At 69.9% G+C, this 19,482-nt stretch carries 18 protein-coding genes; 13 read left to right on the top strand and 5 right to left on the bottom strand.

Annotated elements, in window-relative coordinates; translation table 11 throughout:
• The first annotated feature begins 11 nt into the window (after nt 1–11).
• Nucleotides 12–1,988 carry a S9 family peptidase gene (locus tag Q9G87_RS42910; RefSeq protein WP_305922369.1) on the top strand — a complete coding sequence of 659 codons (1,977 nt, stop codon included), beginning with the start codon at nt 12–14 and terminating at the stop codon, nt 1,986–1,988.
• Nucleotides 1,985–2,809: an inositol monophosphatase family protein gene (locus Q9G87_RS42915; RefSeq protein ID WP_305922370.1), complete on the top strand. Its 825-nt coding sequence runs from the start codon at nt 1,985–1,987 to the stop codon at nt 2,807–2,809. Before Q9G87_RS42910 ends, Q9G87_RS42915 begins: the two co-directional genes overlap by 4 nt.
• A gap of 49 nt (nt 2,810–2,858) precedes the next feature.
• On the opposite strand, the gene Q9G87_RS42920 is transcribed toward Q9G87_RS42915, so the two are convergent.
• Nucleotides 2,859–3,023 carry a hypothetical protein gene (locus Q9G87_RS42920; RefSeq protein WP_305922371.1) on the bottom strand — a complete coding sequence of 55 codons (165 nt, stop codon included), beginning with the start codon at nt 3,021–3,023 and terminating at the stop codon, nt 2,859–2,861.
• A 234-nt stretch (nt 3,024–3,257) separates the two neighbouring features.
• Between Q9G87_RS42920 and Q9G87_RS42925 the strand changes: the two genes are divergently transcribed.
• From Q9G87_RS42925 to Q9G87_RS42940, 4 genes are all read left to right on the top strand, one after another.
• The gene (locus tag Q9G87_RS42925; protein WP_305922372.1) at nt 3,258–3,911 is read left to right on the top strand and encodes a response regulator transcription factor; all 654 of its coding nucleotides are present in this window, start codon (nt 3,258–3,260) and stop codon (nt 3,909–3,911) included.
• 38 nt (nt 3,912–3,949) lie between these two features.
• On the top strand, nt 3,950–5,215 hold the full coding sequence (locus Q9G87_RS42930) for a sensor histidine kinase (RefSeq protein ID WP_371825915.1): 1,266 nt from the start codon (nt 3,950–3,952) through the stop codon (nt 5,213–5,215).
• A 310-nt stretch (nt 5,216–5,525) separates the two neighbouring features.
• Entirely contained in the window at nt 5,526–5,825 is a 300-nt protein-coding gene (locus tag Q9G87_RS42935) for a DUF4193 domain-containing protein (protein ID WP_020542847.1), read from the top strand.
• Between the two features lie 74 nt (nt 5,826–5,899).
• Nucleotides 5,900–6,700 carry a hypothetical protein gene (locus Q9G87_RS42940; RefSeq protein WP_305922374.1) on the top strand — a complete coding sequence of 267 codons (801 nt, stop codon included), beginning with the start codon at nt 5,900–5,902 and terminating at the stop codon, nt 6,698–6,700.
• On the opposite strand, the gene Q9G87_RS42945 is transcribed toward Q9G87_RS42940, so the two are convergent.
• Complete coding sequence (locus Q9G87_RS42945; RefSeq protein WP_305922375.1) at nt 6,689–7,285, bottom strand: TetR/AcrR family transcriptional regulator; 597 nt, start codon at nt 7,283–7,285, stop codon at nt 6,689–6,691. The two genes, Q9G87_RS42940 and Q9G87_RS42945, sit on opposite strands and share 12 nt — an antisense overlap.
• Nucleotides 7,286–7,289: 4 nt before the next feature.
• Nucleotides 7,290–7,685 (bottom strand): hydroxyphenylacetyl-CoA thioesterase PaaI, encoded by a 396-nt coding sequence (gene paaI / locus Q9G87_RS42950; protein WP_305922419.1) that lies wholly within the window; start codon nt 7,683–7,685, stop codon nt 7,290–7,292.
• 100 nt (nt 7,686–7,785) lie between these two features.
• Here paaI and paaN point away from each other — a divergent pair, with 100 nt between their 5' ends.
• From paaN to Q9G87_RS42970, 4 genes are all read left to right on the top strand, one after another.
• Nucleotides 7,786–9,432 (top strand): phenylacetic acid degradation protein PaaN, encoded by a 1,647-nt coding sequence (gene paaN, locus Q9G87_RS42955; protein WP_305922376.1) that lies wholly within the window; start codon nt 7,786–7,788, stop codon nt 9,430–9,432.
• Between the two features lie 65 nt (nt 9,433–9,497).
• Nucleotides 9,498–10,445, top strand: coding sequence for an MBL fold metallo-hydrolase (locus Q9G87_RS42960; RefSeq protein WP_305922377.1), 948 nt, complete (start codon nt 9,498–9,500; stop codon nt 10,443–10,445).
• Nucleotides 10,442–11,986, top strand: a complete 1,545-nt coding sequence (locus Q9G87_RS42965) for an FAD-dependent monooxygenase (protein WP_305922378.1) — start codon at nt 10,442–10,444, stop codon at nt 11,984–11,986. Before Q9G87_RS42960 ends, Q9G87_RS42965 begins: the two co-directional genes overlap by 4 nt.
• A 14-nt stretch (nt 11,987–12,000) precedes the next feature.
• Nucleotides 12,001–13,434 (top strand): alpha,alpha-trehalose-phosphate synthase (UDP-forming), encoded by a 1,434-nt coding sequence (locus tag Q9G87_RS42970; RefSeq protein ID WP_305922379.1) that lies wholly within the window; start codon nt 12,001–12,003, stop codon nt 13,432–13,434.
• On the opposite strand, the gene Q9G87_RS42975 is transcribed toward Q9G87_RS42970, so the two are convergent.
• Nucleotides 13,367–13,651 (bottom strand): DUF4235 domain-containing protein, encoded by a 285-nt coding sequence (locus Q9G87_RS42975; protein ID WP_305922380.1) that lies wholly within the window; start codon nt 13,649–13,651, stop codon nt 13,367–13,369. The genes Q9G87_RS42970 and Q9G87_RS42975 overlap by 68 nt on opposite strands.
• Nucleotides 13,652–13,759: 108 nt before the next feature.
• On the opposite strand from Q9G87_RS42975, the gene valS reads away from it, so the two are divergent.
• Complete coding sequence (gene valS, locus Q9G87_RS42980; protein ID WP_371825914.1) at nt 13,760–16,228, top strand: valine--tRNA ligase; 2,469 nt, start codon at nt 13,760–13,762, stop codon at nt 16,226–16,228.
• 31 nt (nt 16,229–16,259) lie between these two features.
• Here valS and Q9G87_RS42985 read toward each other — a convergent pair whose 3' ends face one another.
• Nucleotides 16,260–16,778, bottom strand: a complete 519-nt coding sequence (locus Q9G87_RS42985; protein WP_305922382.1) for an ArsR/SmtB family transcription factor — start codon at nt 16,776–16,778, stop codon at nt 16,260–16,262.
• 57 nt (nt 16,779–16,835) lie between these two features.
• Here Q9G87_RS42985 and Q9G87_RS42990 point away from each other — a divergent pair, with 57 nt between their 5' ends.
• Together Q9G87_RS42990 and Q9G87_RS42995 are read left to right on the top strand one after the other, a co-directional pair.
• Complete coding sequence (locus tag Q9G87_RS42990) at nt 16,836–18,068, top strand: MFS transporter (RefSeq protein ID WP_305922383.1); 1,233 nt, start codon at nt 16,836–16,838, stop codon at nt 18,066–18,068.
• A 115-nt stretch (nt 18,069–18,183) separates the two neighbouring features.
• Nucleotides 18,184–19,446 carry an AI-2E family transporter gene (locus tag Q9G87_RS42995; RefSeq protein ID WP_305922384.1) on the top strand — a complete coding sequence of 421 codons (1,263 nt, stop codon included), beginning with the start codon at nt 18,184–18,186 and terminating at the stop codon, nt 19,444–19,446.
• The last annotated feature ends 36 nt before the right edge of the window (nt 19,447–19,482 follow it).

A 19,482-nucleotide genomic window follows, 5' to 3' on the forward strand; every position in this document is an offset into this window, starting at 1 on the left:
GGTTCGGGTGAGTGAGCGCATTTACTGACATACGTGAATATGTGGCCATTCCCCGGGTTCTCTCGCTGCGGCTCTCTCCTGACGGCTCCAGGCTGATCTCGACAGTCCAGTCACTCAACCCCGACGGCAAGTCGTACGGCACCGCGCTCTGGGCGATCCCGCTGGACGGCGAGCCCTACCGCCTCACCCGCTCCGCCAAGGGCGAGTCGGCCGCCGTCTTCACGGCCACGGGCGATGTGCTGTTCACCTCCGCCCGCCCCGACCCCACCGTCAAGGACTCCACCGACGAGGTCCCCGCGCTCTGGCTGCTGCCCCGCGCCGGCGGCGAGTCCCGCCAGGTGGCCACCAGGCCCGGCGGGATCAGCGGGATCCGCACCGCGGGTGACGTGGTCGTCTTCGCCGCCGACGTGCTGGACGGCGAGGAGGCGGCCGAGGAGGACAAGCGCAAGGATCGCAAGGAGGCCGGGATCAGCGCGATCCTGCACGAGGGCAACCCGGTCCGCTACTGGGACCACGACCTCGGCCCCGGCCGCCCCCGGCTGTTCGCCGCGCGGCTCGGCGACGACCGGCTGGAGGACGTGCGCGACCTGACGCCCGACGCGGGCGCCGCGCTGCGTGACGCCGCGTTCGAGCTGACGCCCGACGGCGCCGGTGTGATCACCACGTGGCGCGCGTACCTGCCGAAGGGTGAGACGCGTACCGACCTCGTCGTCATCGACGTGGCCACCGGTCAGCGGCGCACGCTGCTCAGCGACGACGCGCACGATTTCGACGGCCCCATCGCGATCTCCCCGGACGGCACTCGCGTGGCCTGCGCCCGCGATCGGCACACCGGGTGGGACGTCTCGGCCAGGAGCGAGCTTTGGATCGCCGACCTGGCCACCGGCGAGGGCCAGGCCTACGCGCCCGACCTGTTCCCCGGCGACCTCGAGTGGGCGCCGGACTCCTCGGCCGTCTACGTGGCGGCCGACCATCAGGGGCGCCGCCCGATCTTCCGCGTCCCGCTGGACGGGGAAGTTACCAGGCTCACCGGGGACGACGCCGCCTACATCGGGCTCAACGCCTCCGCCGACGGCCGCTTCGTGTACGCGCTGCGCAGCGCGGTCAACCTCGCCCCCGCCCCCGCCAGGCTCGACGTGGCCACCGGCGAGATCATCGACCTGCCCTCGCCCGCCCCGCGCCCCGACGTACGCGGCACGCTCACCGAGATCTCGGCCACCGCCGACGACGGCGCGACGATCCGCGGCTGGCTCGCGCTGCCCGAAGGCGCCTCCGCCGCCGATCCGGCGCCGTTCCTGCTGTTCATCCACGGCGGCCCCGTCGCCTCCTGGAACGACTGGCAGTGGCGCTGGCAGGCCTGGATCATGGCCCAGCACGGTTACGCCGTGTTGATGCCGGACCCGTGTCTGTCCACCGGTTACGGTCAGGACATGATCGATCGCGGCTGGGGCAACTGGGGCCCGCGCACCCAGGCCGACCTCGACGCGATCGTGGACGTGGCCCTGGCCAGGGATGACATCGACAGTGAGCGCATCGCCGCGCTGGGCGGCTCGTTCGGCGGCTACATGGCCAACTGGCTCGCCGGCCACACCGACCGCTACAAGGCCATCGTCACCCACGCGTCACTGTGGAACCTCGACCAGTTCGCCGGCACCACCGACGCCCCGATGTACTGGCAGCGCGAGTTCGGCGCGCCCGGCTCCGAGCGATACGAGCTGCTGTCCCCGCATGTCGCCCTCGACAAGATCACCACGCCGATGCTCGTGATCCACGGCGACAAGGACTACCGCGTGCCGATCGGCGAGGCCCTGCGCCTGTGGTGGGACCTGCGGCGCACCGAGGTCGACGCGAAGTTCCTGTACTTCCCCGACGAGAACCACTGGATCCTGAAGCCGGGCAACATCGTCGCCTGGTACGAAACGGTGCTCGCCTTCTTGGGCCAGCACGTGCTCGGCCAGGAGTGGAAGCGCCCGGACTCGGTGGCATGATGACTGATCTCATGGGCTCGGGAACTCCGCTGCCTTCGGACTTCCTGAGACTGGCCGAGGACATCGCCCGCGAGGCGGGGGACATGCTGCTCGCCAAGCGGCCCACGATGTCGGAGGAGATCGAGACCAAGTCCAGCCCCACCGACGTGGTCACCGCCCTGGACAGGGCCTCTGAGGAGCTCATCCGCGCGCGCATCCAGGCCGCCAGGCCCGGTGACCGCATCCTCGGCGAGGAGGCCGGCGAGGCGCCGGGCGAGTCCGACGTCCGATGGATCGTCGACCCCGTCGACGGCACGGTCAACTTCCTGTACGGCCTGCCGGACTGGGCGGTGTCGATCGCCGTCGAGGTCGGCGGCCAGGTCGTGGCCGGCGTGGTGAACGTCCCGATGCGCGGCGAGGTCTACACGGCCGCGCGCGGCGAGGGCGCCTGGCTCGGCGGCGAGCGGCTGCGCTGCAACACCGGGGTTCCGCTGGCGCAGGCGCTGGTCGCGACCGGGTTCGGCTACGGGGCGGCCAGGCGGGTGGTGCAGGGCCAGGTGGTGGCGGCGGTGCTGCCGCGGGTGCGTGACATCAGGCGCGGCGGCTCCTCCGCCCTCGACATGTGCTCGGTGGCGGCCGGGCGGGTGGACGCGTACTTCGAGCGCGGCATCAACCCGTGGGACTACGCCGCCGCCGGCCTGGTGGCGACCGAGTCCGGGGCCAGGCTCGGCGGGCTGCGCGGCAAGCCGGTGAGCCCCGAGTTCGCCGTCTGCGCCGCACCCGGGCTGTTCGAGGAGCTGCACGACCTGCTGGTGACGCTGGATCCCGAGCGCGACGCGTGAGCTGACAGGGGAAACGGCCGGAGCCAGGGGCTCCGGCCGTTTCGCGTGGCTAGCGGGGCAACGCGATGCCGTGATCGTCCGCCAGTCGGCGCAGGTCCTCGATCTCGGCGGTGAGCGTGTCGGCGAGGTATTCGTCGCCGACGCTTCGGGCCTCCCGAAGGCCCTCATAAGCCTGGTCGAGGCGGTGTTCGATCGTGGTCGTGAACTCGCCCATCTCACCTTCTCTCTAGGGGTTCGGTCCGTGTCCGGGCGATAGGCGCCCATTGCCGGTCGATGTCCTGGCAATGGGTGTCCCGCAGGCATACCCCGGGTCCTCGCCCTCCGAAACATGAATTTCTCTGTGCCCCGCCTCCCCTGGCGGTCACCAACCCCTGAACATGCCTTACCGTGCGCTTATCGAGGCTGTGGGCAGAATGAGTGCCCAGAATCGGAGAGAGGTGTATCAGGCGTGCGCGTGCTGGTGGTAGAGGATGAGCGGGTGCTCGCCGACGCGATCGCGACTGGGCTGCGGCGCGAGGCCATGGCGGTGGACGTGGCCTACGACGGCGGTGGCGCGCTCGAGCGGACCTCCTACATCGACTACGACGTGATCGTGCTGGACCGTGACCTTCCGGTCGTGCACGGGGACGAGGTGTGCCGGCAGCTCGTCGAGCAGCGCTCCGCCTCGCGGATCCTCATGCTGACCGCGTCGGGCGACGTGGACGACAAGGTCGAGGGGCTCGGTCTGGGGGCCGACGACTATCTGGCCAAGCCGTTCGTGTTCATCGAGCTGGTGGCCAGGGTGCGGGCGCTCGGCCGCCGCTCGGCGCCCGCCCTGCCGCCCGTGCTGGAGCGGGGCGGCATCCGGCTGGACCCGGGCAAGCGGCTGGTAGAGCGCGACGGCAGGGAGGTCGTGCTGACCAAGAAGGAGTTCGCGGTCCTGGAAGAGCTGATGCGCGCCGAGGGCGCCGTGGTCAGTCAGGAGGACCTGCTGGACAAGGCGTGGGACGAGAACATCGACCCGTTCACGAACGTGGTCCGGGTGACCATGATGACGCTGCGGAAGAAGCTGGGCGAGCCTCAGGTGATCGAGACTGTGCCCGGGGTTGGGTACAAGCTGTGACAGAGGGGCCAGAGCGCCAGACAGGGCCGACGCATCCGATGATCAGCCCGCATTCGGCGCGGAAAGCGACACACGTGCAGGAGGCGCCGCCACCCAGCGGCCCTCCGGTGTGGGACGGCCCGCCCCCGCCGACGCGCCCGCAGGTTCCACGCACCACCATAGAGCGTGTGAAGGAGCTTCCGAGCAAGGTCAGCATCAGATGGCGACTGACGCTCACCTACGGCGCGCTCGTCTTCGCGGCCGCGGCCGTGCTGATCTTTTCGGTCTATGCCATCATCGGCACCGCCATCAGCTCGGCCTGGCCCAGCATCGACTTGGGGCTGGGTCCCCTCGATGACGCCAAGCTGCAGATCAGCTGGCGGCAGTTCCAGCAGCAGGCGATTGCGAACGCCAGGGACGCGTTGTTCGGCAGCGCCTTCCTCGCGCTAATCGGCGTGGGCATCCTGGCGCTCATCATCGGCTACTTCGTGGCCGACCGCGCGCTGAAGCCGGTGGCTCAGATGACCGCCACCGCGCGCAAGCTGTCCGAGAGCACCCTGGCCCACCAGCGCATCGACCTGCAGGGCCCCAACGACGAGCTGAAGGAGCTGGCCGACACCTTCGACGCCATGCTCACCAGGCTCAACATCGCCTTCGACACCCAGCGCAGATTCGTGGCCAACGCCTCCCACGAATTGCGCACCCCTCTCACCATTAACCGGACGGTCCTGGAGATCGCCCTGTCGGATCCGGAGGCGTCGGAGGATCTCAAAGCGCTCGGCCGTACCCTCTTGGAAGTCAACGCGCGTAACGAGAAGCTCATCGAGGGGCTGTTGCTGCTCGCCAGGAGCGAGCGCGAACTCGCCGTACGCAAACCGGTCGACGTCCGAGAAGTCGCTCAGACGGCCGTGGAACAGCTCACACCCTTCGCCGAGGAACACGGCGTCACCCTGACGACCGAACTGGTCAGCGCGCCTACCATAGGCGATCCGGTGCTCTTGGAGCGCTCCGTCAGCAACCTGCTCGAGAACGCGGTCAAGTACAACATTCCTGAAAATGGAAAAGTCTGGATCCGGACGGGAATGGTGGACGGTGTCTTGGTTGTTCAGGTGGCCAACATGGGGCAACATGTCCCGGCATACGAGGTGAACAGCCTGTTCGAGCCGTTCAGGAGGCTCAACGCCGACCGCGTGGATTCGGCCAAGGGAGCGGGTCTCGGGCTGTCCATCGTCCGTGCGGTCGTACAGGCGCACGGCGGAAATGTGGCCGCCGTGCCCAGAGATGGCGGAGGACTTGTGGTGACGATTCGGCTGCCGAGGCGCTGACCGCGGTTGGTCCTGGAACGTTCGTCAGCGTGTTGATGGACGGGGGGAGTCTCGTTCTCGCCGTACATGTGGTTGGATGTGCCGTCGAACACGGTGGTGCATGGCGCCAAGGCTGTGGGTTTCGCCATATTTGGCTAACCATTGCCGACGGCAGCAGGCCCTGACGTGTTGGGAGGTTCGTTGTCCGTTCCGGCGGGGTACCCATGGGAAATCTCCCCGGGCGGAACGGGCACAAGATGGGTCTCCTGGACGTTAGTAGAGCGCGCAACGAGCGCGAAGACTTATAGATGAGGGGGATGGAGTAAGCACAATGGCTACCGACTACGACAGCCCGCGCAAGACAGACGACGACCTGGGGGAGGACAGTCTCCAGGAACTGCAGGCGCGGCGCACCGACAAGTCGTCTGGCAGCATCGACATCGACGAGACCGACCTGGCCGAGTCGCTCGAGCTGCCCGGTGCGGACCTGTCGAATGAAGAGCTCTCCCTGCGGGTGATTCCCCGCCAGGCCGACGAGTTCACCTGCTCGCGCTGCTTCCTGGTGCACCACCGCAGTCAGCTGGCTTCTGAGAAGAACGGCCAGCAGGTCTGCCGGGAGTGCGCCGCCTGATCGCCGTGGCTCAGGGTACGACAGCAGCGAGCCGGCGAACCCTGAGCGGTCGACAATGAGGACGGAGGCATCGCGTGGCCGTACCGGAGAACGACCGTCAACAACCGGGCAACGAGATCGCCGACCCCGACAAAGAGGTCGGCGAGCTCGTCGGAAAACTCACCGAGCCCGGTGAGCTCGAGCCGGCCGAGCGGCGCAGGCTGCTCGGCCGTCTAGCCCAGGCTCTGTCCGCGGGAGCGAAAAGGGCACGCGTGACCGGCGCGGGCCGGGGCCGCTGGCTGGCAGACGTCTTCCTCAACATCGCCCCGCGCATTCCGATCCGCGACCTGCACACCCTCTCCGAGCATCATCACGGCCTGACCGGCGAGCAACTCGCCGACGATCTGGTGCGCACGGCGCAGAAGGCCACGATGACGGTGGGCGCCATCGGCGGAGCGCTCGCGGCGGCCGAGTTCGCCGCACCACCTCTCCTGCTCTCCGCCCCCGCGCAGCTCGTCGCCGAGACCATCGTCGTCGCCGCCATCGAGGTGAAACTCCTCGCCGAGCTGCACGAGGTCTACGGCGTACGCGTCGAGGGCACCGGCACCCAGCGCGCCTTCGTCTTCACCTCCGCCTGGGCCAGACAACGCGGGATTGACCCCCTCGCTCCCGCGTCCGTCTCCCTCGCCTTCGGCGCGGCCGCCAAGACCGCCCTTCGTAACCGCCTCCTGCGGACCCTCGGCCGCCATCTGACCACGCTCGGCCCGTTCCTCACCGGGGCGGTCGCCGGCGGCGCGCTCAACAGGGCCGCCACCAAGAGGCTGGCCGAGGCCGTGCGCAATGACCTGCGTGGCAGGCTGCCCCCGCCGCCGCGCCGGGACGAGCTATCGCCGTAGGCCGCCGAAGGCCATCTTGACCAGCCCGTCGGCCAGGTCCTCCGCCGAGGCGCCCGGCACCGGCCGATACCACTCCGCGATCGAGTTGACCGTGCCGAACAGCAGCCTCGTCAGCAGCGCCGGGTCCACGTCAGGGCGGACGGTCCCCTCCTCCGCCGCCGCCCTGACCAGCCCGCCGACGAAAACATCGAACTCCTGCCGCCGCTCCAGCGCCGCCAGCTCGGTCGCGCTGTTGCCGCGCACCCTGAGCAGCAGCGTCACGTAGGGCAGCCGGTCGATGAGCAGCCGCACGCTCTGCCGCACCACCCACTCCAGACGGTCGATCGCCGGGCCCGTGGCCGCCCGCTCGTCGGCGGTCAGCTCGAACAGCCCGTCCAGCGCCCGCTCGAGCGCCCGCGCCAGCAACTGCTCCTTGCCCGGCACGTGGTAGTAGATCGCCGACTTGGTGACGCCGAGCGCCCTGGCCAGGTCCTCCATGCTCGTCCCGTCGTAGCCGCGCTCGTTGAAGACGCCCACGGCGATCGACAACACGGACTCGGGATCATGCCCGCGCCGGCGCGAAGGGGCGGAGGTGGGGGTAACCATATGCCTAATTATCCTGACGCGAGTCGATGACCTGTCTCAGCTCCCGGCTCCGGCCGCGGAACTCGGCGACCACCTGTCCGTCCGGCCCGCGTACCGTGATGTCGTAGATGCCGCTGCGGCCGTAGCGGGTCCGCTCGGCGGCCTCGGCCACCAGCACGTCGCCCTCGCGGGCGGGGGAGACGAACGTGATCTCCGCGCCCGCCGCCACCGTCACGGGGCCGCGCGTGTTGCACGCGCAGGCGAAGGCCGTGTCGGCCAGCAGGAAGACGTAGCCGCCGTGGCACAGCCCGTGCCCGTTGATCATCTGGCCGGTCACCGTCATGCGGCACACCGCCCGGCCCTCCGCCAGCTCCGTCAGCTCGATGCCCAGGGCCGCGGAGGCGGTGTCGGCGTCCATCATGCGACGCGCGCTTTCCAACGCAGGTCTCCCTTGTCAACTGACCGAATGTTCGGTAAACACTTCACCGTCTGGTCGATCTCTGTCAAGACGGTGAGCAACCATGTTCGAACAGCACCGCGACACCCTGGAGAAAGCCCTTTCCGCGATCGCCGGACGGGGATACTGGAGCGCCTACCCCGAGTCGCCGAGCCCGCGCGTGTACGGCGAAGGGGCGGCCGAGCGGGGCAAGGAGGTGTTCGAGTCCTACCTCGGCAAGCCGTTCCCCCTCGACCAGCCCGGCACCGGGACGTGGATCGGCGCCGAGCGCTCGCCGTACGGGATCGACCTCGGCGTCACCTACCCCGAGCCCGTCGTCGACCAGCTCATCGGCGCCGCCAAGGCGGCGATGCCGGCCTGGCGCGACGCAGGCCCCGACACCCGCGCCCTGACCTGTGTCGAGATCGTCAACCGGATCAACCAGCACAGCTTCGAGCTCGCCAACGCGGTGCAGCACACGACCGGGCAGGCGTTCGTGATGGCGTTCCAGGCCGGCGGGCCGCACGCGCAGGACCGCGCGCTGGAGGCCGTCGCGTACGGCTACGCCGCCATGACCTCCTCCGCCTCGATCGCCCGCTGGGAGAAGCCGGGCAAAGGCGAGCCGCTCGTCATGGACAAGCGCTTCACCGTCGTGCCCAGGGGCGTCGCGCTGGTGATCGGATGCAACACGTTCCCCACGTGGAACGCCTACCCGGGGTTGTTCGCCTCGCTCGTCACCGGCAACCCGGTGATCGTCAAGCCGCATCCCCGGGCCGTCCTGCCGCTCGCGATCACGGTGCGGATCGCCCGCGAGGTGCTCGCCGAGGCGGGCTTCGACCCGGCGCTCGTGTCGCTGGCCGCCGAGGAGGGCCGGGGGCTGGCCAAGACCCTGGCCACGCACCCGGACGTGCGCATCGTCGACTTCACCGGCTCCACCGAGTTCGGCGAGTGGCTGGAGCAGAACGCCCGTCAGGCCCTCGTGCACACCGAGAAGGCCGGGGTCAACACCGTCGTCGTCGACTCCACCGACTCCTGGCGGGGCATGCTGGGCAATCTGGCGTTCTCCCTGTCCCTCTACAGCGGGCAGATGTGCACCGCGCCACAGAACATCCTCGTCCCCGCCGGCGGGATCGACACCGACGAGGGGCACAAGAGCTTCGACGAGGTCGCCGCGGGGCTGGCCGCGGCGGTCGGCAAGCTGCTCGGCGACGACGCGCGGGCGGTCGAGCTGACCGGCGCCATCGTCAACCCCGACGTGCTGGTGCGCGTGGAGAGCGCGCCCTCGCTGGGGGAGGTGGTGCTGCCGTCGCGGGCCGTCCAGCACCCGTCGTTCCCTGACGCGGTGATCAGGACGCCGGTGATCGTCCGGGTGGATCCGTCCGCCTCCGACGTCTACGGACGTGAGCACTTCGGCCCCATCGCGTTCCTCGTGCCGACGGCCTCCACCGAGGAGAGCCTGGAGGTGCTGCGCCGCACGACCAAGGCGCGCGGGGCGCTCACCGCATCCGCCTACTCCACCTCCGCCGAGGTGCTCGACCAGGTCGAGAGCGCGGCACTGGACGCGGGCGTGAACCTGTCGTGCAACCTGACCGCCGGCGTCTTCGTCAACCAGTCGGCCGCCTTCAGCGACTACCACGGCACCGGCGCCAATCCGGCCGCCACGGCCTCCCTCACCGACCCCGGCTACGTGGCGGGCCGCTTCCACCTGGTGCAGTCCCGCCGCCCGGCATGACCCCGCCCCGGGAGGGGGCCGCGGGAGCGGGAAGGGACTCTACGAGTGGTGACGGGAGGAGAGCCATGGCCAAGCCGTTCGCCTCGTCGGCGGATCTCGGTGAGAAGAGGCAGACCCTGGAGGTGCTGGCGGACGGCGTGTACGCGCTCACCGCCGAAGGCGACCCCAACGTGGGCGCCATCGAGGGCGAGGACTTCCTCGTCTGCTTCGAGGCCCTGGCCACGCCGGTGGCCGCCGGCGAGTGGCTGACCAGGCTGCGTGCGCACACCGGCAAGCCGATCAGGTATCTGGTGTTGTCGCACTACCACGCCGTCAGGGTGCTGGGCGCGTCGGCGTTCGGCGCGGACGTGATCGTGACGCACGACAAGACGCGCGAGCTGATCGCCGAGCGCGGCGAGCAGGACTGGGCCAGTGAATACGCCAGGATGCCCCGCCTGTTCAAGGAGCCCGAGTCGATCCCCGGCCTGACGTGGCCGACGGCGACGTTCAGTGACACCTTCACCATCGACCTGGGCGGCGACCGGGGCGATCTCGTGCTGGCCTACTGCGGGCGCGGCCACACCGAGGGAGATCTCGTGGCGTGGCTGCCGCGCCACCGGATCATGTTCGCCGGCGACCTCGTGGAGTCGCAGGCCGCCCTCTACACCGGCGACGCCTTCCACCGCGAGTGGTCTGCGGGGACGCTCGACCGGGTGGCGTCCTTCGGGGCGGAGACGCTGGTCGGCGGCAGGGGAGCGGTGGCCAGGGGCAAGGCCGGGGTGGAGGCGGCCATCGCGCAGACCCGTGACTTCCTGCGCGTCATGATGCGCGAGGTGAGCACCGCCGGCACGCTGAAGGAGGCGTTCGACAACGCCCACCGCGCTCTGGAGCCCCGCTACGGCGGCTGGCCGATCTTCGAGCACTGCCTGCCGTTCAACGTCTCCCGGCTCTGGGACGAGCTGCACGGCGTCGAGCGGCCGCGCATCTGGACCGCCGAGCGCGACCGCGAGGTCTGGAACGAGCTGCAGTCGTGAACACCGAGCCGCAGGTCATCGTGATCGGCGCGGGGCCGGTGGGGCAGAGTGCCGCGTTGTTGCTGGCCCGCTGGGGCATCCAGGTGCTGGTGCTGGACCGGCGGCCGGGGCGGGACGCGGGCGGGTCGCGCTCCATCTGCCAGCAGCGGGACGTGCTCGACGTCTGGGCCGCGGTGGGGGCGGGCAAGGTGGCCGAGGAGGGGCTGACCTGGACGACCGCCCGCACCTACTACCGCGACCGTGAGTTGTTCTCCTGGTCGTTCGAGCGGGAGGGCCCGATGCCCCCGTTCGTCAACATCTCGCAGGCGCGTACCGAGCAGATTCTCGACGAGGCCATCGCCGGGCAGCCGCTCATCGAGGTGCGCTGGAATCACGAGGCCACCGGGCTCACGCAGGACGCCTCCGGCGTCACGGTGCACTGCGGGCAGCGGTTGCTGCGGGCACCATACGTGCTGGTCTGCGCGGGAGCGCGGGCCCAGCAGGTACGCCAGTCGCTCGGCGTCACCTTCGACGGCGAGACGTTCGACGATCAGTTCCTGATCTGTGACATCAAGGCCGACCTGCCGGGCTGGGAGAGCGAGCGCCGTTTCTACTTCGATCCCATTTGGAATCCGGGACGGCAGGTGCTGATCCACCCGTGCCCAGGGGGCACGTTCAGGATCGACTGGCAGATCGCGCCCGACTTCATCCCAACGAAGACTGATATTTCGCGAAAAATCAGGCAAATCATTGGTGAGCGGCCCTACGAGCTGATCTGGCACAGCACCTACCGCTTTCACTCCCGCATCGCCTCCCGCATGCGCGTCGGCCGGGTCCTGCTGGCCGGCGACTGCGCTCACCTGGTGGCCCCGTTCGGCGCGCGCGGGCTCAACTCCGGCGTGCCCGACGCTGAGAACGCGGCGTGGAAGCTGGCCTTCGTGCTCAACGGCTGGGCCGGGGACGGCCTGCTGGAGTCCTACCACGCCGAGCGGCACGCGGCCGCGCGGGAGAACCTCGAGGTCACCGCCGCCACCATGCGTTTTATCGCGCCCCGCAGCGTGGAGGAGCGGATGCACCGGCGGGCGGTGCTGGAGGGCGGGCTGGTCGCGGAGATCGACTCCGGGCGCTTCGCCGAGCCCTACTGGTATGTCGATTCCCCGTTGACCACGCCCGAGCCGACGCGGCCCTTCACGGGCAGGCCGCCCAAAGGCGCGTTGTGCCCGCCCGCGCCCGGTGTGATCCTGCCCGACGCGAGCATTCCGGGCGGGCGGCTGCGGGAGTTCTGCCGGGATGGATTTCTCGTACTTCTGGGTGATATGTGCGATTCGAGTTTGTTTGTGCAGGTCCTGGGCAAGGTCACTACGGCGCCGCTCGCCGTACGCGGGCTCGCGGAGATGGATGGGACCGGCTCGCTCACTGAAAGGCTTGGCGCCGGGCCTGAGGAGGCATGGGTCATCAGGCCCGACTCCCACATCGCCGCGATCATCCCCCACGCGGGTCCGGAGTCGGTGGCGGCCGCCCTGAGCCGTGCCATGGGCGGCTCACCTGACATGACCCCATAAGAGGAGGGAACTGCGTGACTGGCCGGAGCTCGTTTCTGATCGTTGCGAACCGCTTGCCGGTGGACAGGACGATCGAGCCTGACGGAACGGCCTCGTGGCGCAGGAGCCCCGGCGGGCTCGTCACCGCGATCGCGCCGGTGATGCAACGCCGCCACGGAGCGTGGGCCGGCTGGCACGGGGCGCCCGACGAGAAGCTGGAGCCGTTCGAGCAGGGCGGCATGAACTTGATCCCGGTCCCGCTGTCGGCCCGCGAGGTGGAGCTCTATTACGAGGGCTTCTCCAACGCCACGCTGTGGCCGCTCTACCACGACGTCGTGGCGCCGCCGGTGTTCGACAGGGAGATGTGGGAGACCTACCGGGAGGTCAACGAGCGCTTCGCCAACGCCGCCGCCGACGCGGCCGAGGAAGGCGCGGTCGTCTGGGTGCAGGACTATCAGCTCCAGCTGGTGCCTGCCATGCTGCGCAGGCTCAGGCCCGACCTGCGGATCGGGTTCTTCCTGCACATCCCCTTCCCGCCGGTCGAGTTGTTCTGGCGGCTGCCGTGGCGCAAGGAGCTGGTCGAAGGGCTGCTCGGGGCCGACCTGGTGGGCTTCCAGCTGCCCGGCGGTGCCTCCAACTTCCGCAGGCTGTGCCGGCGGCTGCTGGGGCTGCCGTACAAGGGCAACGAGATCTTCCTCGACGACCGTATCGTCCAGACGCAGGCGTTCCCGATCTCCGTGGACTTCGGGCAGCTCGACTCACTGGTACGCGAGTCCAGCGTCGTGGCGCGGGCCAAGGAGATCAGGGTGGAGCTCGGCGACCCCGAGCACGTGCTGCTCGGCGTGGACCGCCTGGACTACACCAAGGGGATCGGCCAGCGGCTCGAGGCGTTCGGCGAGCTGCTGAAGGACGGGCGGCTGCAGTCGGGCGAGGCGGTTTTCGTGCAGATCGCCACGCCGAGCAGGGAGCGGGTGGAGGAATACCGCCGGCTGCGCGACGACATCGAGCTGCAGGTGGGGCGGATCAACGGCGAGCACGCGCAGCTCGGCTACCAGCCGATCGTGTACTTCCACCAGTCCTACGACCACGAGGAGCTGGCCGCGCTGTATCTCGCCGCCGACGTCATGGTCGTGACCCCGCTGCGCGACGGGATGAACCTGGTGGCCAAGGAGTACATCTCCTGCCATCACGACCTGCACGGCGCGCTGGTGCTCAGCGAGTTCGCCGGGGCCGCCGACGAGCTGCGCCAGGCCTATCTGGTCAATCCGTACGACGTCGAGGACGTCAAACGGCAGATGCTGGCCGCGATGCGGGCCACGCCGCACGAGCTGGCCCGGCGGATGCGTACGATGCGCCGCCGGGTCGCCACCTACGACGTGGACCGCTGGGCGAGCGAGTTTCTCACTGCCCTGGAGTCACCTGCTTCAGCGACTTCCACGCGTCGTAGCGCTTCCTGGCGGTCCGGTTGACCACGATCTGCGCCACGGACATGCCCACGCCCATGAGCACGGCGTAGCCGATGGCCTCGCCCATGCTGACCTCGGGTGACTCGCTGTCGACCGGCGGCTCCTTGCCGGTCGTCTTCACCCAGACGAACCCGAGGAGCTTTTTCATCGCCCACCCGGTCACCAGACCCACGAGGCCGCCGATGATCCGCCAGGCCACGTCGGGCTTGTCGTCCGCCATCCCGATCTCCTTCCCCATATGTAACGAACACTAGTCTCTACCGCTTGTGGCGCCCGTGAAGCCGTACCATAAGGAGGCATGACTCAGGAGCGCCTACGCCATGCATCCATGCCCCAAAAGCCGACCCTTGACGGCTTGGAGCAGGTATGGGTAGCTCGCTGGGAGGCCGACGGCACCTACCGCTTCGACCGGTCCAAGCCGCGCGATCAGGTCTACTCGATCGACACGCCGCCGCCGACCGTGTCCGGGTCGCTGCACGTCGGTCATGTCTTCTCCTACACCCAAACCGACATCATGGCCCGCTATCAGCGGATGATCGGTAAGGCGGTCTTCTACCCCATCGGCTGGGACGACAACGGCCTGCCCACGGAGCGGCGGGTGCAGAACGTCTACGGCGTGCGGTGCGACCCGTCGCTCCCGTACGACCCGGACTTCCTTCCACCGGACAAGCCCGGCAAACGCGAGGTCTCGATCTCGCGGCGCAACTTCGTGGAGCTGTGCCACAAGCTGACCGCGATCGACGAGCAGGCGTTCGAGGAGATGTGGCGGCGGGTCGGCCTGTCGGTGGACTGGTCGCTGCTCTACACGACGATCAGCGACGAGGCGCGGGCGGTCTCGCAGCGGGCGTTCCTGCGCAACCTGGCGCGCGGCGAGGCCTACCTGGCCGAGGCGCCGACGTTGTGGGACGTCAGCTTCCGCACCGCCGTCGCGCAGGCGGAGCTGGAGGACCGGGAGTGGCCCGGCGCCTTCCACCGGATCTCGTTCTACGGCGAGAAGGGCCCGGTCTGGATCGAGACGACCAGGCCCGAGCTGATCCCGGCGTGCGTGGCGCTGGTCGCGCACCCCGACGACGAGCGCTACCAGGAGCTGTTCGGCACGTCGGTGCTGACGCCGCTGTTCGGGGTCGAGGTGCCGGTGCTGGCGCACCACCTGGCCGAGCCGGACAAGGGCTCGGGCATCGCGATGATCTGTACGTTCGGCGACATCACCGACGTCACCTGGTGGCGGGAGCTGCGGCTGCCTATCCGGCCGGTCATCGGCTGGGACGGGCGGCTGCTGCCCGTGCCGCCGGAGGGCGTGGACGCGGAGCCTTACAAGGAGCTGGCCGGCAAGACGGTGCACAGCGCGCGCGAGCGGATCGTGGAGCTGCTGCGCGAGTCCGGCGACCTCGAGGGCGAGCCGCGGCCGGTTACGCGGACGGTGAAGTTCTACGAGAAGGGCGACAAGCCGCTCGAGATCGTCACCACCCGCCAGTGGTACATCCGCAACGGTGGCAGGGACGAGGAGCTGCGCCAGCAGCTGCTGGCGCGCGGGCGGGAGCTGCGATGGCACCCGCCGCACATGCGGGTGCGTTTCGACAACTGGGTCGAGGGGCTCACCGGCGACTGGCTGATCTCCCGCCAGCGCTTCTTCGGCGTGCCGTTCCCGGTGTGGTATCCGGTCGACGAGTCCGGGCAGCCGGTCCACGACGCGCCGATCGTGCCGACCGAGGACACGCTGCCGATCGACCCGTCCTCCGACGTGCCGCCCGGCTACACCGAGGACCAGCGCGGCGTGCCCGGCGGGTTCATGGCCGACCCGGACGTCATGGACACCTGGGCCACCTCGTCGCTGACGCCGCAGATCGCCGGCCGCTGGGAGAGCGACGACGACCTGTTCAAGCGGGTCTTCCCCGCGGACCTGCGGCCGCAGGCCCACGAGATCATCCGCACCTGGCTGTTCTCGACCGTGGTCAGGTCGCACGACGAGTTCGGCGGGCTGCCGTGGAGCGACGTCGCGATCTCCGGGTGGATCCTCGACCCCGACCGCAAGAAGATGTCCAAGTCCAAGGGCAACGTGGTCACGCCCATGGACCTGCTGGAGCAGCACGGCTCCGACGCCGTGCGCTACTGGGCGGCCAACGGGCGCTACGGCGTGGACACCGCGTTCGACGTCGGGCAGCTCAAGATCGGGCGGCGGCTCGCCATCAAGATCCTCAACGCGTCCAAGTTCGTGCTCGGCCTGGCCGAGAGCGACGGTGAGGTCACCGAGCCGCTCGACCTGTCGATGCTGGCGGCGCTGTCGGAGGCCGTGCGCGAGGCCGGCGAGGCGTTCGAGGCCTACGACCACACCCGGGCGCTGGAGGCCGTGGAGCGCTTCTTCTGGGCGTTCTGCGATGACTATCTGGAGCTGGTCAAGGCGCGGGCCTACGACGGGTCCGCCTCCGCCCACGCGGCGCTGCGGCAGGCGCTCGACGTGCTGCTGCGGCTGTTCGCGCCGTTCCTGCCGTTCGTGACCGAAGAGGTGTGGTCCTGGTGGCGGGAGGGCTCGGTGCACCGTGCGCCGTGGCCCGCCGCCGAGCCCGGGACGGGGAACCCGGCGGTGCTCGCCGTGGCCTCGGACGTGCTCCGGCGGGTGCGCAAGGCCAAGTCGGAGGCCAAGCTGTCGATGCGGGCCGAGGTGTCCCGGCTGACGGTCACGGGCCCTGAGGCGGAGCTCGTGCGGCAGGCGCAGGACGATCTGTGCGCGGCGGGCAACGTTGAGGAGTTCGTGCTCGACCACGGTGACGAGCTGACGGTCGAGGTGCACCTGAGCTGACGCCCGGGGGGACGCGCGGCGTCCCCCCGCTTCAGCTGTCGCGGCTCACGTCCCGGTGGAGCGCCACGAACAGCGAGTACGCCTCCCCGTCCGGCGGCGGTCGCCGGTCGCGGAAGTCGTCGAAAACCTCCTGCAGCCGCTCCAGCAGCTCGCCGAGGCCTTCGGCGGTGAGCCTGAGTCCCAGCCTGGTGAAATGGCCCTCCTCGACGTCGACGAGTTTGAGCTCCTCCAGGAAGGCGTCCAGCATCGCCGCCTTGGCGCCGATGACGCCGCTCTCGCGGACGTCCATCTCCCAGGACTTGCCCGTGGCGCGGTAGGGGATCTCGGTCGAGCCGCGCGGGCCGGGGCGGCTGGGCTCGGCGGCCAGGAACTCCGTCTCGACCAGCTTGCGCACGTGGTGAAGCGTGGTGGCGGGGTTGGCGCCGAGCCGCTGGGCGATCTCCTTGTTGGTCAACGCCTGGTCGAGGCAGAGCCGCAGGATGCGCAGGCGGATGGCCGAGGCCAGGGCGCGGGCCTCCGCCTCGGTGGCCGGGCGGCGTTTGTTGCCCATGGCACGCCAGCCTACAACTGATTGACATTTATCAATCGGTCATGGATCGTCTACCCCGTGAGCTTGTTGCGCGATCACGACTTCCGCGGGTTGTTCCTGGCCGACAGCGCCAGCCAGGCGGGCGCCCAAATCCTCCTGCTGGCCCTGCCGCTGGTCGCGGTGTCGGCGCTGCGGGCCTCGGAGTTCGAGGTGGGGCTGCTGGCCGCGTGCCAGACGCTGGCGTTCGTGCTGATCGGGCTGCCCGCGGGAGCGATCGTGGACCGGTTGCGCAAACGCGTCGTCATGGTCGTCGCCGACTGGGCGCGGGCCGCGGCGCTCGCGTCGGTGCCGCTGGCGTGGTGGCTGGACGCGCTGACGATCCACCAGCTGTACGCGGTGGCGCTCGTGCTCGGGGTGTTCACCGTGTTCTTCGACGTGGCCTACCAGAGCTACCTGCCGCACCTGGTCGGGCGGGAGCGGCTCGTGGCGGGCAACTCCTCGCTGGAGATCGTGCGCACGGTGGCCCAGCTCGGCGGACCCAGCGCGGGCGGCTACCTGATCCAGTTCCTCACCGCGCCCTTCGCGCTGAGCGTCACCGTGGCCGGGTTCGTCTGGTCGGCGCTGTGCCTGGGGAGGATCCGCAAGCGCGAGGAGCGCCAGGAGGCGCGCCGTGGCCACCTGGGCCGGGAGATCGCCGAAGGCGTCAGATTCGTGCTCGGGCACCCGCTGCTGCGCCGCATCACGGCCTGCACCGCCACCTCGAACCTGTTCTCGGCGATGGCCTTCCCGATGGTCCTGCTGTTGCTGGCCAGGGAGCTTGGGCTGGCCGCGGGCACGATCGGGCTGCTCATGGCCGCGGGTGGGGTCGGCGGGCTTGCCGGCGCGCTGGTCAACGCCAGGATCGCCCGGTGGCTCGGGCAGGGGCCGACGATGTGGGTGGCCATCGCGCTGCCCGCGCCGCTGACGTTCGTGTTGCCGTGGCTGGAGGCCGACTGGCGCCTCCTGCTGTTCGGGCTGTACGAATTCGGCGTCGGGGCCTCCGTGGTGGTCTACAACGTCACCCAGCTCAGCTTCCGCCAGGCCATCACGCCCGAGCCGCTGCTCGGCCGGATGAACGCCACCATCCGCTTCGCCGTCTGGGGGACGATGCCGCTGGGCGGAGTGATCGGTGGCGTGCTGGGCGAGGTGATCGGGGTGCGGAACACGCTCCTGGTGGCAGCGCTCGGGGGCTGCCTGGCGTTCCTGTGGCTGGTCACCTCGCCCCTGCGCTCGATGCGCGAGCTGCCCGTACCGGCGAGCGCCGGTCCGTAGTCGCCCACCCCGGATCCGGTTCCGCCGGGCCCGATCGTAGGCCGTCGGCCGGTTGTGAGCCGCAGCGGCGATTATCGGCGCGCATCCGCGGCCCGGACGTGCCAGTCTTGAACACGTGCTGCCGGACCGCCCAACCAAACTCGTGCCGCCCGTGCTGGCCAGGATGGCCGCGTGGTGCGTGTGCCTGATCCTCGTCGGCGTGGTCGTCTATTTCTTCGCCCTGGTCATCGCCCGGCTCACGTTCGTGGCGCTGCCGGTGGCGATCGCGCTGCTGCTGACCGCGCTGCTGTTCCCGTTGACCAACCGCCTGCGGAAGGCGGGCATACGGCCGATCTACGCCACGTGGATCACCATGGTGGTGGCCCTGGCCGTGCTCATCGGCACCGGCTGGCTGGTCGGGGCGCGGGCCAGCGAGGAGTTCCCCAACCTGGTCAGGCAGGTGCAGGCGACCGCTCGCGACGTGCAGCACTGGCTGATCACCGGTCCGCTGCACCTCGAGCAGGCGCAGATCACGGCGTACGTCGACGAGCTCGCCAAGATCGTCGACACGCAACGCCAGGCCATCGGCGGCACCGTGCTGAGCGCCGGCGCGGCCGCCCTCGAGGTGCTCGCGTCCATAGTGCTCCTGTTGTTCGTGACGTTCTTCCTGCTCAAGGACGGCGACCGGATCTGGGCGTGGTTCCTGAGGGGATTCGGCCGGATGGCGCCGCGCGTGGACCGGGCGGGGCGGGCCGCGTGGCTCACGCTCTCCCACTACGTGCAGGGCACCGTGGCGGTGGCCGCGGTGCACGGGCTGATCATGGGCATCGTGCTGGCCGGCATGGGGGTGCCCCTGTGGGCGCCGCTGGCGGTGCTGATCTTCTTCGCCAGCTTCATCCCGATCGTCGGCATCTTCTTCGCCGGCGCGGTGGCCACGCTCGTCACGCTGGGTGCTAAGGGGCTCGTGCTCGCGCTGGTCTTCCTCGGGATCCTCATCGTGGAGCAGCAGCTGGAAAACCATGTGCTGCAGCCGCTCATCGTGGGGCGGGCGCTCAACTTCCATCCGCTGGCGATCATCCTGGTGCTGTCCATCGGGGGCATCCTGGCGGGCATCGCCGGGGCGGCCGTGGCCGTGCCGGTGGCGGCGGTGCTCTACCGGGCCCTGCCGGAGCTCAGGCACGAGCCGCCGGCCCTGCCGCCGCCGCCCGAGGACCATGTCGAGCCACCGCCCGGCGGCGAGCCGCCGCGCCCTGCACCCGGGCCTGCACCCCGGCCTGTTCCCGCAGAGGACACGCCGCCCGCGGCACGGCCGCCTTCGGCCGGCGGGACCCCTCCCGCGGGCGGAACTCGGTCGGAGCACGAACGCGGAACGGGCACAGCGCGCACCGAAGACGCGTAAGGCATGGGCGTGGCGCGTGCCGTGGACGGCCGGTGT

It is taken from the genome of Nonomuraea turcica (assembly GCF_030718205.1).
In the GTDB taxonomy this organism is placed as follows: domain Bacteria; phylum Actinomycetota; class Actinomycetes; order Streptosporangiales; family Streptosporangiaceae; genus Nonomuraea.

Bases quoted from the DNA above. Each gene is read 5' to 3' on its own strand.
- paaN (WP_305922376.1), top strand. From the start codon at position 7,786: ATGTTCGAACAGCACCGCGACACCCTGGAGAAAGCCCTTTCCGCGATC.
- Q9G87_RS42975 (WP_305922380.1), bottom strand. From the start codon at position 13,651: ATGGCGGACGACAAGCCCGACGTGGCCTGGCGGATCATCGGCGGCCTC.
- Q9G87_RS42960 (WP_305922377.1), top strand. From the start codon at position 9,498: ATGGCCAAGCCGTTCGCCTCGTCGGCGGATCTCGGTGAGAAGAGGCAG.
- Q9G87_RS42930 (WP_371825915.1), top strand. From the start codon at position 3,950: ATGATCAGCCCGCATTCGGCGCGGAAAGCGACACACGTGCAGGAGGCG.
- Q9G87_RS42915 (WP_305922370.1), top strand. From the start codon at position 1,985: ATGATGACTGATCTCATGGGCTCGGGAACTCCGCTGCCTTCGGACTTC.
- Q9G87_RS42920 (WP_305922371.1), bottom strand. From the start codon at position 3,023: ATGGGCGAGTTCACGACCACGATCGAACACCGCCTCGACCAGGCTTAT.
- Q9G87_RS42945 (WP_305922375.1), bottom strand. From the start codon at position 7,285: ATGGTTACCCCCACCTCCGCCCCTTCGCGCCGGCGCGGGCATGATCCC.
- Q9G87_RS42985 (WP_305922382.1), bottom strand. From the start codon at position 16,778: ATGGGCAACAAACGCCGCCCGGCCACCGAGGCGGAGGCCCGCGCCCTG.
- valS (WP_371825914.1), top strand. From the start codon at position 13,760: ATGCCCCAAAAGCCGACCCTTGACGGCTTGGAGCAGGTATGGGTAGCT.
- paaI (WP_305922419.1), bottom strand. From the start codon at position 7,685: ATGATGGACGCCGACACCGCCTCCGCGGCCCTGGGCATCGAGCTGACG.
- Q9G87_RS42935 (WP_020542847.1), top strand. From the start codon at position 5,526: ATGGCTACCGACTACGACAGCCCGCGCAAGACAGACGACGACCTGGGG.